Origin of the sequence: Rhizobium sp. CCGE531 (genome assembly GCF_003627795.1) — a bacterium.
Classification (GTDB): Bacteria; Pseudomonadota; Alphaproteobacteria; order Rhizobiales; family Rhizobiaceae; genus Rhizobium.
The window spans coordinates 3,948,804-3,963,029 of record NZ_CP032684.1; the positions used below are offsets into that span (position 1 = coordinate 3,948,804).

Below are 14,226 nucleotides of genomic sequence, written 5' to 3' on the forward strand. Positions count from 1 at the left end.
ATTGAGCGTTGGTATTAGTTGTTAGCCATTTCTCTGTAAAGTCGATAATAAGCCGAACACATTATCTCCGCCGTGAAATGTTCCATGTAACGCTCGCGCGCAGCAGAGCCCATCGCCACGGTCTTCTCCTTGTCCCGCCAAATGCGCTGCATCGCATCTGTTAAGGCATCGACATCGTTCGGTGGGATAACGAGCCCGGTTTCGTTGTTCAAATTGACGAAACTTGTCCCGGTACCGATTTCGCAGGAAATCATCGATTTACCAAACATGGCGGCTTCCACGAGCGACAATCCGAAGGCCTCCGAGCGAAGCGGTGATGGGAAAACAAGCGCCTCGCAAAGTTCAAGCAGTGCCACTTTGTCTCGGTCCGACAGGGCGCCGACAAAATGAACGTTATGGGCACCTTGTTCCGCCGCCTGCTTCAATTCCTCTTCCATTGGCCCGCTGCCGACAACAACGACGCTCAGGCCATTTCTCTTCGCCGCCTCTAGCAGGATATGGATACCCTTGTAGTATCTCAGAACGCCGATAAACAGGAAAAAGCGGCCAGGAAAACGTTTGCGCCAGCGCATGCGCGTCGTGTCGTCCGCTTTGGGATAATCAGCCTCATCCAGCCCCAAAGGAATGACGGTCGTCTTCCCTTCGAACCTCCTCAACACTTCGCTTGACATTAAGTAATTGGGAGAGGTCGCGACGATACGATCAACACTGTTCAAAAAGCGGAACATCAAGGGCTTGTAGAATTGCAGTAAGATCTTCTGTTTCACAATATCGGAATGATAGGTGACAAGTGTCGGCTTATTACTGTGGGTGACAAGATGAACGACATCCATCACCGGCCAGGGAAAATGATAATGGACTATATCGGCTTTGCTGCTCAGCTCATGGAAGCGTCCAAACACCGTCCGTGAAAATCCGGTAGAGGCAAATTCGAAATCGAGCTTGGCCTTGTAAGCCATATGGCCATCAAATTTGAGGCTGTTTTCGCCGGGCTTTTCACTGAGCGAGAGGACATCTGATTCGACACTATATTTGGCTACACCCTTCGCAATCGCATGGATCGTCCGCTCGATGCCGCCGAATGTGTCGGGCCAATATGTTTTGAAGAAATGGAGAACGCGCATCCCGCTCCTATATCGAAAAGCATCGGCTGCGTCACCTGGGAAGCTTTGAGCCCTATTGAAACCAAGAGGTACTGGAGTTTCCGGACAAACCTTCCGCACCTAGAGCAGATCCTGTGATCGATGAATCGATTGTGAGGTGACGGGGCGAGCCGAAGCTGATTCAACATCCACAACGAAGAGGTGGATAATGGCACGAGCACTGAGCGACGATCTTCGGTTACGCGTATTGAAAGCGTCTGCGGCGGGCATGTCAGCGCGGCAAGCCGCGACCCGCTTTGGAATTGGGATTTCGACGGCAATCCGTTGGATAGGCAGGGCCAGCGATGGTGAACCGACTTCACTACCGCAAGGCTGGAGACGCCCGTCGACCCTGGATGCGCACGAGGCGTTCATTGTCGAAATGATTGACGACCGCAAGGACGTGACGCTCGATGAAATGGTCGAGCGTCTGTCTGTGGAGCGGCAGGTGAGCATTAGCCGGAGTGCGCTTGGTGCCTGGCTGCGAGGCCGCGGATGGACCTTTAAAAAAGTCCGCACCATGCATTGGAGCAGGATCGGCCAGATGTCTTGAAGCGGCGACGTGCTTGGTTCGATGGCCAACTCGATCTCGATCCAGAGAAGCTGATCTTAATAGACGAGACTGATCTGTCAACGAAGATGGCACGTCTGCGTGGACGTGCAATTCGAGGCGAGCGTTGCCGAGCGGCCATCGGAAAACAACGACATTTACCGGCGCGTTGCGCCTCACCGGAATGACTGCGCCGTTTGTCTACGATGGAGCGATGAACGGTAACGTCTTCCTGGCTTATGTCGAGCAGGTGTTGCTGCCGACCCTTCGGGTGGGTGGCGTTGTGGTTATGGACAATCTACCGGCCCACAAGACATCCGGTATGCGCGATGCCATCGAGCGCGCCGGCGCCAAACTCATGTTCCTGCCGCCGTATAGTCCCGACTTCAATCCTATCGAAAACGCATTCTCCAAACTGAAAGCTATGCTGCGCGCTCGCGCGCGGAGCGGAAGATCGATGCTTTATGGGATACGGTGGGCGCTCTGATCCCACGCTTCACTCCGCAGGAATGCGCAAACTACTTCAGGGCCGCTGGATATGACCCGGAATGAGCTGGTACGGATTGATTTTGAAGGTCGACAGATCTTTTGTCCCGGCGCCGGCCCCGACCCACATCGTCGAAAGCGGTGCTCCGACAGAAGCGCTGCTCGCCTATATCGCGGTCTCAAAATAGGGTGACGACCTGCCGCTTGATCGAGAGGCAATCTTCGAGCGCGGCCATGTCGACGTCAATCGTGATGTGATGGTCGCAAGCGCATTAGAAAACTCTTGATATTATGTTTCGAAGGCGCCCAAGATAACGTTGCCCGCGTCCGCTTATCGCCGCGGTTTCCATCGCAGGAAAGGCCTCCCGCAGTGCACTTACAAAAAGCGCGGACTCGTGCCCATATTTTTGTCGGAGTTTCTCAACCGCACCGGTTTCTCCCCAGCCTCTTACTCCATACAGAAGATATTTCGCTTCTCCCTGTGACAGAAAAGGAAAGTTGCGTTGTATGACACTGCATGCCTCCACTATAATTTCTTCTGGATTGGTGGATGATGTGCCTTCAGTCCCAAATTCGACAAATACCTGTTCCACCTTGTGGCACGATATATCCAATTTGATCGCCCGATGAACCCATTCCGCATCAGCGCAAATTCGATAGGTCAGATCATACAACCCAACCGCCTGATAGGCTTCGCGAGAAGCGAACATTGCGTTGTGACCGAATGGAATGCCGCTAATCAACGCCGCCGATCCATACCCCTCGTCCGCCCGCAACTGCCCATCGATCAGAGTTAAACCTGCCACGATCTCCCTACCCCCCGAAGCGTTTTCCTTCACGGCCGAGAGTATGTTCGGCTTGTAGGCATCGTCCGCGCCGAGAACACCGATCAATCCACCTTTTGCACGCGAAACGCCCTTGTTGATCGCATCGTAGATGCCTCGATCCGGCTCGGAAACAATTATCATGTTTGGCGAGGAAAAGCTCTGCGCGATGGACGCTGTACCGTCTGACGATCCTCCGTCAATGACGATGATCTCCGTTGACACGCCTGGTTGAGAAAGAACGGATTCCAAACAGTGTCTGATGGTCTTTTCAGCCCTGAATGTCGGGACAATAACTGTGATGTCAAACTCTTGCATTCTATACCTGGATACCCTCATCAATTAAGAAATCGGGGAAATCGTTCATCCTCATTCAAGCGGTCTGGCACCCAGCATCGCATGTCGCCATAGATAGAATATATGCAGCGGGAATAGCAAATACCGTATCATACCACTGGTATAGCGTTTTCGAACTCGCCGCATTTCTCGCTTACCGGCGGCTATCGCCGCTTGCGTCTTTTGCGATGCGTGAACCCTAAAGGCGCCTGTGAAGACAGAAATATGGGCGATACGCGCGCCAACAGCTTGGAATTTAAGTATGAGATCCCAGTCCATCGCGAACTGCAAAGTATCGTCCATGCGCCCCCCCACCCGTTCCCACAAGCTGCGGCGCCAGAACAGAGTTTCCTGCGGCACGTAGTCAACGAGACGCAGGACGGCTGAACTATGTCCTGGGAGCCGCCAATGCCCAACAACGGCGCTTTGCTCATTGATTATCACGCGATCGGCATAGAGTGCATCGACATCCAAATTAGCTTCGAAATACGCTGCAATCTGTCCCAAGGCATGCGGAAGAAGAAGATCATCGGAATTTAGATAAGCCATGATGTCTCCGCTCGTGCGGAGAAAGCCACGATTTATCGCATTGGCCTGACCGGTGTCCTTTTCATAGTAGGTCTTTAGGCGCGGATCATGGAAAGATGCAATTACTTCGGACGTTTCATCCGTCGAGATTGAGTCTTGAATGACATATTCGACAAGTGGATAGCTCTGGGAAAGAACGCTGTTAATTGTCTCGCCGATATAACGCCCCTGATTGTAGGAAGGCGTCACAATGGAAAACGTCAACTTCGCTCGCTCAGCAATAGGCAACACACATGTCCGTAGAGCGCTCAATGGGCGCGCATCGTATAGATGGAATAGCCCAAGTGAAATACCCAGCTTCTGCTTAAGACGGGCGACAAACTGGGTGTTTCTATGCTGGTGGCTATCCATCTGATCGGTTTCCTGCAACAGCCAGATGTGACTGCGAGGGAATACCCGCTAGACCATAAAACGGTTGCGCCTTATAACCACCGCCGGTCTTCCCTACTACGGAAAAATTGATCGCCGCCGTGACAACACTATGCCGCGCCGCGGTTCCCTCCAGCTCGATGGCCGGGATAGCATTCTGTCGCGCGTAAACATCTGGAGGAAAACTGGAGAAACCTAGATCGATCACATACTCGCCCACCGATACATCCAGCTTCAGCTCATGAATCACCCTAACCGTCGTACCACTGAGGATCGATCTCGGCACAACGGCGTTGGTTTGTGCCGTATGACGCCCGTGAACAATAACACCCTTGTCCGTTCGCACGACAAACCCCCCGCAAGGTGATCCGATGTCGTTTTGGGTCCGATATTCTGCAAGTAAATGCAGCGTATCGCCTTGACGAAAGACACTCTTTGCTTGACCGCTGTCATCCTGCATTCGAATGGCAGTACAAACGACCTTTCCGTCCCCCGTCTGGCGTTTGGGGGGAATGCTCGTAAAGCCATCAATCGGCCATACCGTTGGCATCGCTCCGTCAATATGTATTTCTTCGTGTTCCTCGCCACCCCATTCGGCTGCTTCCTTTGGCTCTGTTGGGGCGCTCATATGCCCCAGTTCGTAGTAACGATTAACTGCTTCGGTTGGATCGCCACAAAAAAGCGCGTTACCGTGATCCAATAAGAGAGCTCGATCACAATAGTACATTATATCTTCTGAACTATGCGTCACCAGAATTACGGTTGTGCCGTTCGCCTTGAGCGCGTTGAGGCGATCATAGCACTTCATGCGAAAAAAAATGTCGCCAACGGCAAGAGCCTCATCGATGATGAGGATATCCGGGTTGATCGCGGTCTGGACAGCGAAGGCTAGACGGACGAACATACCACTCGAATAAGTCATGACAGGTCGGTCGATAAAGTCCCCAATATCTGCGAACTTCTCGATTTCAGGCATCGCTGCGGTTATGTCCGCGTTCGACAGACCAAGTATCTGCGCATTAAGACGTGCATTTTCACGACCGGTAAACTCCGGATTGAATCCCGCACCAAGTTCCAGCATCGCCCCAACACGACCGTTGACATGAATATGCCCGCTCGTTGGGGGTATAATGCCTGATATCATCTGAAGGAGGGTCGATTTGCCGCTTCCGTTACGTCCGATAATTCCAAAGAATTCCCCTTTTTTGATTTCAACATCGAGGGAATTCAAGGCGGTGAAGCGCTTGATATGGCTAGCACCGAAAATCAGGCTCCGTAGCCGCTGAGCGCTGCTGTTGTAGAGACCGTAGCTCTTCGAAACTCCTCGGCAGATAATCGCCGTCTCATAGGACATCTGCAAAACCTACCCTCAATTTCTGGAAGAAGAGATATCCCGTAACCATAATTACCACTGCGATCAGGCAATAGATGCCGAGAACTTCAAAACTGAAATCGCCACCGAAAATCATGGCTCGAATGGTTTCGACCGGAATCGTCAGCGGATTGAATCCTAACAACCGGCCGAATTGTTCAGGCACCATAGTCTTCGGATAGCAAATGGGTGCAGTGAAGAGCAAAATCGTGCTTAGGAACGGCGTTATCTGATTGATATCTCTGAAATAAACACCCAAAGCCGCCATGTACCAACCAATTCCGAGCGCCATGCAAGCCAAGGCAAGCAGGGGGACGATGATCAGCGGAGTGCACATCGATACATGACCGATGAAGCCGATCGATATCAATACGACGAGCGCCAGAGCGATGGCCGCGAGGACAAGCGCGCTGAAAACGACGATCATGGGCAGAAGAGCGAGGGGAAAAACAACTTTTTTCACATAGGATGTACTGCTCGAAATGATAGCAGGACACCGGATCAACGCATCCGCAAGCAGAGTGTACACGCTTAGCCCCGTAAACAGAATGAGCCCGACCGGAACATTGCCGTTCGAAAAAACGGCATCTTGCCACCGCACGCGCATGACGACCTGGAAGACAAACGAATAAACGAGCAGAAGACACAAGGGTTGCAGCACCAACCAAAGGAAACTGAACGCGGACTGCCTGAAGCGCATCGTGATGTCACGATGCACCAAGCTGTAAATAAGGCTCCGATATCGCTTAGCCTGTATCAATAAGGCGAGCGGATTTCCTCTCCCTCCAAGTCCCATCGACATTCAAACGCCTCCGCTTACATTCGTGACGATATTCATAAAGCTTTCAGCAAACTGGCGTCTGTGCGCAGCGTAGTCGATCGTGATATTCTGACCATGATCGGCGAGGCGTTGCTTAATGGCCCGCGCCAGATCGCTCGGATCGTGCGGATCGAAGAAAAGGGCATTCTCGACAAGCTGTTCGCGGTGAACCGCAATATCCGAAGCGATAATGAATTGAGACTTCGATTTCGCTTCTTCCACGACCGTGGACCAGCCTTCGAAGAGCGACGGCTGCAATAGAGCGTTGGCGCGCTCGATAAGAACATATTGGTCTTCCTTGCTGATGAAGCCGAGAAATTTGATCCGCTCTGCAAGTCCAAGCTCGGCAACCCTGCTCTTCAAATTCGTGACATGCATGGGATCTCGACGATCCAGCTCCTTCCCGGAGAAAGCAACTGTGATCTCTATCCCTTCCTGCGCCAACAAATGCACAGCCTCTATCACCAACTTGTGGTTCTTGTGCATCCAGAACTGATTTGGGCAATAGAAGAAGGTATCGGGAAGCTGAAGACGCCTTAGTACCGATACATGGTCTCGACTATCCGGGACATTTGCCACAGCGAATTGCATTACATGTTTTGTATTTTTTGCATCTGGGTAATATTTTTCGAAATCATCTTTTGCCGCATAGCTGCTGAATAATATATTATCGAAATTATTGATATAGTACAGATGCTGCTCCTTTCGGTATTCAAGCTCCTCTTTCGAAAAGAGATGCGGAAGCGCCCTTTCCTGAAAATCCGGGATCCAACAAATAGTCTTATGCCGCTCTTTGGTGTCGATAGGAAACGGGAAGATCGCATCATAGGCGATTTTCCTTTTGACGAAACGCGGCAGCAATTTCGACAGAATCCGCAGTCTTTTGAACAAACCGCCATCGATGTCGCTTATCATTAGCGACGAAATCCAGTGCAGCCTGGGGTAGTTGGCGGTTTGAGCGACGAAATCGAAGGACGCACGGTTGTGGCTTAAGATGTAAACTTCCGGCTGCCGGATTGCGGGAATACTGTTCAGCGACGAAACCAGGTTGGAAATATAATAATTCCCTCCCGTCCAACCCTCGTCATAGTTAAATGGAATTATTATTCTTGTTCTTTTAGCCATTGGGCCGTCGCCTTGATCCCATCAATGATTGATGTTCTGTTTTCGAAGCCTAGGGCTTTCAGTGTTGTAATATCGGCGCACCAAGAATCCGGGTCGCCCTCGCGTTTTTGACCTACGAAATTGGCTTGATGCGCGCCACCCAGTTCCTTCAATAGCAATGTGACAATTTCACGGATCGAAATGGCCGTTCCGCTCGCTATATTGATGCTTTCACCGCCGAATTCGGCTCTCTCCACCACCGCTCGTATGGCTTCGCAGACATCATCGATGAAGATGAAGTCCCGCATCTCGCCACCTGTGCCAAACAGTTTGACTTCGGTGGAATCCCGCGACTTGCAGTAGGTGTCCCAAAGCAGCTGCTTCCGCAGACCCGGTCCGTAGGCGGAAAAAATCCGCAACGATACGGTTCTGATGCCATAGATGCTTGAAAACTCTTGGCAAAACTGTTCGGCCGCTAATTTATGGTAGCCGTAGGGCGATACAGGGCTCAGCGGTGCACTTTCCGCTATTGGAAGTGTGACAGGGCTTCCATAAACTGCGGCACTCGACAGATGAACGAACCGAGTCCTAGGGCTCTCCTGCCGTATCGCAGCCAGCATTTCATAAACGCTCGCCGCGTTCAGCTCGAAATCGTTAAGTGGATTACTGAATGAGCTTGGAACGTGGGCTGCCCCCGAACAATTTACGCAAACGTCAGGCTGGATACGTGCAAATAATTGTGTGAGATGCTGCTTCCGATCACCACCCTGAAGGGAAGACAAACTTACAGTTACAACCTCACCGAAGTTGGCCATATATTCTTTTAGGTGCGAGCCTATGAAGCCGCGCGCTCCCACGATCAACGTTTTCATTTCGACCGCCCAGATTTGACTGCCACAAAAGTGTAAGGACGTCCGGCAATATCACGCTCATCCAACTCCTGTGCAATTTCGCGAGAATGCGGTTCATAGTTGATCGGGCTGTCACCAAACTTGAGCACTTTCTCAACGACCAGGCCGCTCTTCTTGATGAAATCAATATACTCTTCCACAGAGTAGGCATTTTCACCGCCATAGAATTTTTGAAACGGATGGCCTTTCAAAAATGCTTGTTTGTCATCGGCGTCAAAAATAACGTGCTCACGGACGAAGAGCGCGGTTCCGCCCGGTTTGAGCAGATTAAAAATATTCTGAACAGCAAGGTATGGATCGGAAAAATGATGAAGGGCCTGACGGCACAGAACTGCATCGAAGCGCTTTTCTGTCTGATATGTAAGAATGTCAGCTCTTTCCCAGCTCAATCTGTCAAGCATCGTTGGATCAATCCAAGCGCCGTGCCCAGCCATTGTCTCAACGGCATCAATGCCGCCTATAGGACCCTCCCCTGGCTCGATAGCAACAACCTCGTGATTTTCAAGCGCAAAGGCCACAGAACAAACGCCATTCCCGGCGCCTACGTCTAGGATGCTAGCAGGTTGCTCATGCCGATCAGCGATTATCCGGGCCACCTCCCGGAATTCCTCACTGCGACGGTATCTTTTGAGCGTGTCGGCATAATCCTTATGTATGTAGCTATACCGCAGTGTATCTCGCATCGCCGGGTCACCATGCGCTGCCGCCAGCGTATCTTCCCAATTCCACTCGCCGCGCGGCACGTAAGAAATGAAAGCCGCGGGATTTCCCCCGACGATAGTGAAAGGGGCAACATTCTTGGTTACAACGGATCTCGATGCGACAACCGCGCCCCGGCCAATAGTAACACCCTTCATGATCGTCGAACCAAATCCAATCCATGCACGATCTTCGATGATGATTGGCGCGGCCGCTACATCTTGCCAGTCCTTGAACGCGCCGTAGTGGCCCGTCTCTATGCCCGACAACCAATCAAAAGCGTCGCTGGCCCTCAACTCTGGATCAAGCGGATGGGAGTTGCTGTCGATGACGGTCACATCCCAGGAAATCAAGACTTGATTGCCGATTTTGATACCTTCCGGCTGGGTACAGATCATCATCGTCCCGTGCCCAACAGAACTGAAATTGCCGATTGAGATGGTACCGATACCACGTTCGAAAACGTAACTGCCGCCAACGAGACTGTGATTTCCAACCACCAGATAATCACGTTGCTCAGACTGAAGGCGGACATCGACGCGCGCATGCTCAAGTCTGGAACCGGTCCCCAGACGGTAATTCAGAGCGGGAACATGACCGGCTTCGATAACCTGACGTGCTTTTGTTCCAAATGACCGTGCTTTACGCACAAAACGCCGTAACAATACAATTAGGCGAGTCCTGAGAGCAAGACGCAAGCGAGTGCGCCCCTCGGCCGACATCAAAAGCTTGATCCGGCGCACGGTTGCCTTTTCCGGCTTCGGCAAGCGGCCAGCTATAGCGCCGCGAACGAAATCTATGCGAACCGGATCGCCTACCTTTTCAAGCAAGGTCTGATCTTCAGGTGTAATCAATTTTCCCAGACGCTCGACAAATTCCTGGCGGAACGGCTCCGCGACATGTGCATCGTAGAAGTTGCGAGGCGAGACATAGGAAGAGGCCAGTTCGCTGAACTCTTCAAATTTGCCAAAACGCTTGAAAAGATCAATGGATAGCTGACGAACCGTCAGAAAATCGAACGCCTTGCGGTCATTGGCATGGGTGGTCGAGCCCGGACGCTGGAAATACGCGTAGGAGGCCGGAGGATAGATGAAAACCCGTTCCGCTACCAGCATCAGGTGGATCGCGAATGGGTGATCCTCGTAAAAGACGCCCTCCGCGAATACGATGCCGTGATCGAGAAGCAGCTGCCTCTTACAGACCAGACGCCAGGGTGGCGTATTCCAGCAGGACACAGAGGCGAACACATTCTCCTTTGCGGCCGGCTTTATGACCTTTCCAAGCAGCTCCGGCGCGATATTGGGCCTCGGGATATAACGGCCGTCATCGTATGCGTTGACGTAGTTCAGAACAACGACCTCCGGCGAATACGCACTCGTCACCTTCGCCACGCGCGAAACGGCACCGTCGAGCAACCAGTCGTCGCTGTCGACAAACCAGATATATTCGCCCCGCGCAGCCCTTACCCCTGCGTTTCTCGCGGCACCTTGCCCGCAATTGGCTTGGCTGAGCGGACGAATAGCCGAAAACCGCCGCGCCAATCCTTCGATTATCTCCGCGGAACCATCCGTAGAACCATCATTGATGATAACGATCTCGTAATCGGAAAAGCTGTTGGCCGTGATGGATGCAACACATTTCTCCAGCAGACTACCAGTGTTGTAAACCGGGATGACGAATGAAAATTTCATTTCTCAATTCCATTTCGGCAAGTGGAGCGACATCCGTATCCACAATGTCTTGAAAGCGGCCATTCTTGTGCTTATTGCAATTCCCGGGTCAAATCCTGCCAATGTTCATCGCTGGATGACATTGAACAGGCCCTTGTACCAGACGGCATATGGCTGCGCGAGCCACCACTTCAGCGGTACGCGGCCATAGTGCTTTCGTACGGTCGTAATGGCTTCCCGGTAATGGCGCCGCCTTTGCGAGCTGGTCTTCGTGAATTCATGTTCACGGTTAACCGCAACGAATTTGTCGACGTAGCACAATGGTCCACCGAAACTATAGAGCCGCCACCACAGGTCATAGTCCATAACCATGTGGAGACTTTCGTCGAGGCCGTTCACGCCTTCCCAACAGGAGCGTCTCACTAGGGTCGCAGGTTGCGAAACGATGCAACGCACCGCCATTCGCTCGACAGAAAACGGCTCGGTCCAAATGGGCCGCTTCGAGCCGGTCTTTTCCTTGACGTTCCAAGCCCGACCATAAACAGCGGGTGCCGTTGGATTGTCGTCACAAGTTGCCAAAAGCGTACGCAGTCCGTTGGGAAGAAACCAATCGTCGCTGTTGAGCCAACAGACGAAGGGCGCGCTCCCTCTAGCAATCCCTTCGTTGATGGCAGCAGCTTGCCCGCGATCGCTATGACTTCGCCATCCCGCCAGCCGATGCTCCCATCGATGAATTACATCCAAGGAATTGTCAGTCGAACCGCCGTCGAGCACAAAAACTTCCACTGGCACGTCCTGTTCGAAGATCGAACTCAGGGCGTGCTCCAGAAACTGTCCTTGATTGAACGATGGAACGGCGACGGTGACAATTGCTGCAGTCATATCAGGAATTGACGCCCTGAGACTGGAAATCGGCATAGGCTTTTGAAATACCGTCTCGCAGTGACGTTTTCGCCTTCCAGCCAAGCTCGTTTATACGGTCGACATTGAGAAGCTTGCGCGGCGTCCCGTCGGGCTTGGAGCGATCAAATACGATTTCTCCATTGAAGCCGACGACATCCATGACGATTTCGGCAAGCTCCCGGATGGTCACGTCGGTGCCCGTGCCGATGTTGAATAATCCAGCGGCAATGCCTTTCTCCATCAAGTACACGCAGGCGTCCGCCATATCGTCGACGTAGAGAAATTCTCGCATGGGTGTACCGGAGCCCCAGACCACAAGTTGCGTGTCTCCACGCATCTTCGCCTCATGAGCTTTCCGGATGAGTGCGGGAAGAACATGACTCTTGTTCAAGTCATAATTGTCATTCGGCCCATACAAATTCGTGGGCATGGCCGAAACGTAACGCGTCCCGTACTGCGCGTTGAAGCTATCGCAGAGTTTTACGCCTGCGATTTTGGCGATCGCGTAAGGCTCGTTCGTCTTTTCCAGCAGGCCAGTGAGAAGATAGTCCTCCCGGATGGGCTGTGGGCAGTCACGGGGATAGATGCAGCTGGATCCCAAGAAAAGCATCCGGTCGACGCCGGCTTTGTGAGCGGCACCAATAACATTGGCCTCTATCAGAAGATTTTCATAGATAAAGTCGGCCCGGTAGGTGTTGTTCGCATGAATGCCACCCACCTTAGCTGCAGCCATGAACACATAATCCGGTTTCTCAGCGGTGAAAAATTCCATCACCGACTGTTGATTCACAAGATCGAGCTCATCGTGCGTCCTCGTCACGATGTTCGTATAGCCGACTCCCTGAAGCTGCCTAACGATCGCTGACCCAACCATTCCGCGATGGCCCGCAACATAAACCTTGGCGTTTTTCTGCATGGGTCACTCGTGATAGTCGTATGCCGAAAAGCCGTGGCGTTTCACAAGCTCGTCGCGTTCCGCCGACTTCATGTCTTCCAGCATCATCTCGGAGACCAATTCGTTAAAGGTGATCTTCGGCGTCCACCCCAGTTTTTGCTGGGCTTTGGTCGGATCACCCAACAATGTTTCTACTTCCGTTGGCCGGAAATAACGCGGATCAACCGACACGATGCATTTGCCGCTTTCATCATATCCCTTTTCGTCGACGCCTTCACCCTTCCATGTCACGACAATCCCGATTTCGCGGGCGGCGGCGTCTACGAATTCGCGGACGCTGTATTGCACACCCGTCGCGATCACGAAATCTTCCGGCTGCTCCTGTTGAAGCATCAGCCACTGCATCTCAACATAGTCTTTCGCGTGGCCCCAGTCGCGGCGCGCATCAAGGTTGCCGAGATACAGGCAATCCTGGAGGCCCAGCTTGATGCGGGCCAACGCGCGCGTGATCTTGCGCGTTACAAAGGTCTCGCCGCGAACCGGGCTCTCATGATTAAACAGAATGCCATTACATGCGTACATGCCATACGCTTCGCGATAGTTGACGGTTATCCAGTAAGCGTAAAGCTTCGCAACCGCATAAGGCGACCGCGGATAAAATGGAGTGGTCTCTCGCTGCGGTATCTCTTGAACCAACCCATATAATTCCGAGGTCGAAGCCTGGTAGAAGCGAGTCTTTTTCTCAAGCTTCAAAATCCGAATGGCTTCGAGCATGCGCAATGCACCCAAAGCATCCGAATTGGCTGTGTATTCCGGCTCCTCAAAGGAAACCGCCACATGGGATTGCGCGGCGAGATTGTACACCTCATCAGGCTGCACCTGCTGCATGATCCGCACCAGACTGGAAGAGTCGGTCATATCGCCATAGTGGAGGATGAATCGACGATCCTGATCATGTGGATCCTGATAGAGATGATCGATACGATCCGTGTTAAAGATCGAAGATCGCCTTTTGATACCATGAACTTCATAGCCTTTTTCAAGCAAAAGCGATGCGAGATAAGAGCCGTCTTGACCCGTTACACCAGTGATGAGCGCTTTTTTCATCCGTAGTCCACTTTCTTGATATCAACTCTTGAACTCGGTCTTCCTGATCGGTTCGCTTCGCTGGGGAAATACTTCGTCTAACGCGGCGGTGTCAACGAAAGAGGCATCACGTGACATAAATCGGCTTTGCCGGACATTGCGTAAAACGTCCGATAGCGCACCAGATCGCCAGACTCCATGAACAATCTAGCGTCACCTGTGAAATCACGTTCTCTGCACTCTGGAAAAAATCGTTTACTCCATCTCCACTGCTCAACAGCGCCAGAAACACAACGCCGCCATTTTGCGGAACATTCTGCAAACAACCATGCAGAATGACACAAAATTGAAACCACCAACAATCGCAGAAAGACAACGCCTCTCGTCAGTGATTGTGGCAAGTCTGACGAGAATGAATAAGACCGAATCTCTCGTAGATAAGGTCCTCGGCAATCGCTGATTTCTTGCGAT

The 14,226-nt window shown here is 52.2% G+C and carries 11 protein-coding genes and 1 pseudogene; 1 reads left to right on the forward strand and 11 read right to left on the reverse strand.

From position 1 onward, the window contains the following. Window positions 1-14: 14 nt before the first annotated feature. Window positions 15-1,124 carry a glycosyltransferase family 4 protein gene (locus tag CCGE531_RS19125; RefSeq protein ID WP_120666185.1) on the reverse strand — a complete coding sequence of 370 codons (1,110 nt, stop codon included), beginning with the start codon at window positions 1,122-1,124 and terminating at the stop codon, window positions 15-17. 187 nt (window positions 1,125-1,311) lie between these two features. On the opposite strand from CCGE531_RS19125, the pseudogene CCGE531_RS19130 reads away from it, so the two are divergent. Beyond that, window positions 1,312-2,244 (forward strand): annotated as a pseudogene (locus tag CCGE531_RS19130) (IS630 family transposase). A gap of 206 nt (window positions 2,245-2,450) precedes the next feature. Here the strand turns inward: CCGE531_RS19130 and CCGE531_RS19140 are convergent. From CCGE531_RS19140 to gmd, 10 genes are all read right to left on the reverse strand, one after another. Next, on the reverse strand, window positions 2,451-3,320 hold the full coding sequence (locus CCGE531_RS19140; protein WP_162943938.1) for a glycosyltransferase family 2 protein: 870 nt from the start codon (window positions 3,318-3,320) through the stop codon (window positions 2,451-2,453). A 51-nt stretch (window positions 3,321-3,371) separates the two neighbouring features. Further along, window positions 3,372-4,277 carry a glycosyltransferase family 2 protein gene (locus tag CCGE531_RS19145; protein WP_120666189.1) on the reverse strand — a complete coding sequence of 302 codons (906 nt, stop codon included), beginning with the start codon at window positions 4,275-4,277 and terminating at the stop codon, window positions 3,372-3,374. Further along, window positions 4,270-5,649 carry an ABC transporter ATP-binding protein gene (locus CCGE531_RS19150; RefSeq protein ID WP_120666191.1) on the reverse strand — a complete coding sequence of 460 codons (1,380 nt, stop codon included), beginning with the start codon at window positions 5,647-5,649 and terminating at the stop codon, window positions 4,270-4,272. The genes CCGE531_RS19145 and CCGE531_RS19150 overlap by 8 nt, the downstream gene beginning before the upstream one ends. Continuing rightward, the gene (locus CCGE531_RS19155; protein WP_120666193.1) at window positions 5,639-6,469 is read right to left on the reverse strand and encodes an ABC transporter permease; all 831 of its coding nucleotides are present in this window, start codon (window positions 6,467-6,469) and stop codon (window positions 5,639-5,641) included. The genes CCGE531_RS19150 and CCGE531_RS19155 overlap by 11 nt, the downstream gene beginning before the upstream one ends. Next, window positions 6,470-7,612, reverse strand: a complete 1,143-nt coding sequence (locus CCGE531_RS19160) for a glycosyltransferase family 1 protein (protein ID WP_120666195.1) — start codon at window positions 7,610-7,612, stop codon at window positions 6,470-6,472. Then, a complete protein-coding gene (locus CCGE531_RS19165) occupies window positions 7,591-8,463 on the reverse strand; it encodes an NAD-dependent epimerase/dehydratase family protein (protein WP_120666197.1) in 873 nt (290 codons plus the stop codon). Before CCGE531_RS19165 ends, CCGE531_RS19160 begins: the two co-directional genes overlap by 22 nt. Continuing rightward, window positions 8,460-10,892 (reverse strand): glycosyltransferase, encoded by a 2,433-nt coding sequence (locus CCGE531_RS19170; protein WP_120666199.1) that lies wholly within the window; start codon window positions 10,890-10,892, stop codon window positions 8,460-8,462. Before CCGE531_RS19170 ends, CCGE531_RS19165 begins: the two co-directional genes overlap by 4 nt. Window positions 10,893-10,997: 105 nt before the next feature. After that, a complete protein-coding gene (locus CCGE531_RS19175; protein WP_120666201.1) occupies window positions 10,998-11,753 on the reverse strand; it encodes a glycosyltransferase family 2 protein in 756 nt (251 codons plus the stop codon). 1 nt (window position 11,754) lies between these two features. Continuing rightward, a complete protein-coding gene (locus tag CCGE531_RS19180; protein WP_120666202.1) occupies window positions 11,755-12,690 on the reverse strand; it encodes a GDP-L-fucose synthase in 936 nt (311 codons plus the stop codon). 3 nt (window positions 12,691-12,693) lie between these two features. After that, a complete protein-coding gene (gmd, locus tag CCGE531_RS19185) occupies window positions 12,694-13,776 on the reverse strand; it encodes a GDP-mannose 4,6-dehydratase (RefSeq protein WP_120666204.1) in 1,083 nt (360 codons plus the stop codon). Window positions 13,777-14,226 lie beyond the last annotated feature (450 nt).

What these genes read in the sequence shown, in the direction of transcription:
- CCGE531_RS19125 (WP_120666185.1), bottom strand. Translation starts at nt 1,124, where the DNA reads ATGCGCGTTCTCCATTTCTTCAAAACATATTGGCCCGACACATTCGGC.
- CCGE531_RS19140 (WP_162943938.1), bottom strand. Translation starts at nt 3,320, where the DNA reads ATGCAAGAGTTTGACATCACAGTTATTGTCCCGACATTCAGGGCTGAA.
- CCGE531_RS19145 (WP_120666189.1), bottom strand. Translation starts at nt 4,277, where the DNA reads ATGGATAGCCACCAGCATAGAAACACCCAGTTTGTCGCCCGTCTTAAG.
- CCGE531_RS19150 (WP_120666191.1), bottom strand. Translation starts at nt 5,649, where the DNA reads ATGTCCTATGAGACGGCGATTATCTGCCGAGGAGTTTCGAAGAGCTAC.
- CCGE531_RS19155 (WP_120666193.1), bottom strand. Translation starts at nt 6,469, where the DNA reads ATGTCGATGGGACTTGGAGGGAGAGGAAATCCGCTCGCCTTATTGATA.
- CCGE531_RS19160 (WP_120666195.1), bottom strand. Translation starts at nt 7,612, where the DNA reads ATGGCTAAAAGAACAAGAATAATAATTCCATTTAACTATGACGAGGGT.
- CCGE531_RS19165 (WP_120666197.1), bottom strand. Translation starts at nt 8,463, where the DNA reads ATGAAAACGTTGATCGTGGGAGCGCGCGGCTTCATAGGCTCGCACCTA.
- CCGE531_RS19170 (WP_120666199.1), bottom strand. Translation starts at nt 10,892, where the DNA reads ATGAAATTTTCATTCGTCATCCCGGTTTACAACACTGGTAGTCTGCTG.
- CCGE531_RS19175 (WP_120666201.1), bottom strand. Translation starts at nt 11,753, where the DNA reads ATGACTGCAGCAATTGTCACCGTCGCCGTTCCATCGTTCAATCAAGGA.
- CCGE531_RS19180 (WP_120666202.1), bottom strand. Translation starts at nt 12,690, where the DNA reads ATGCAGAAAAACGCCAAGGTTTATGTTGCGGGCCATCGCGGAATGGTT.
- gmd (WP_120666204.1), bottom strand. Translation starts at nt 13,776, where the DNA reads ATGAAAAAAGCGCTCATCACTGGTGTAACGGGTCAAGACGGCTCTTAT.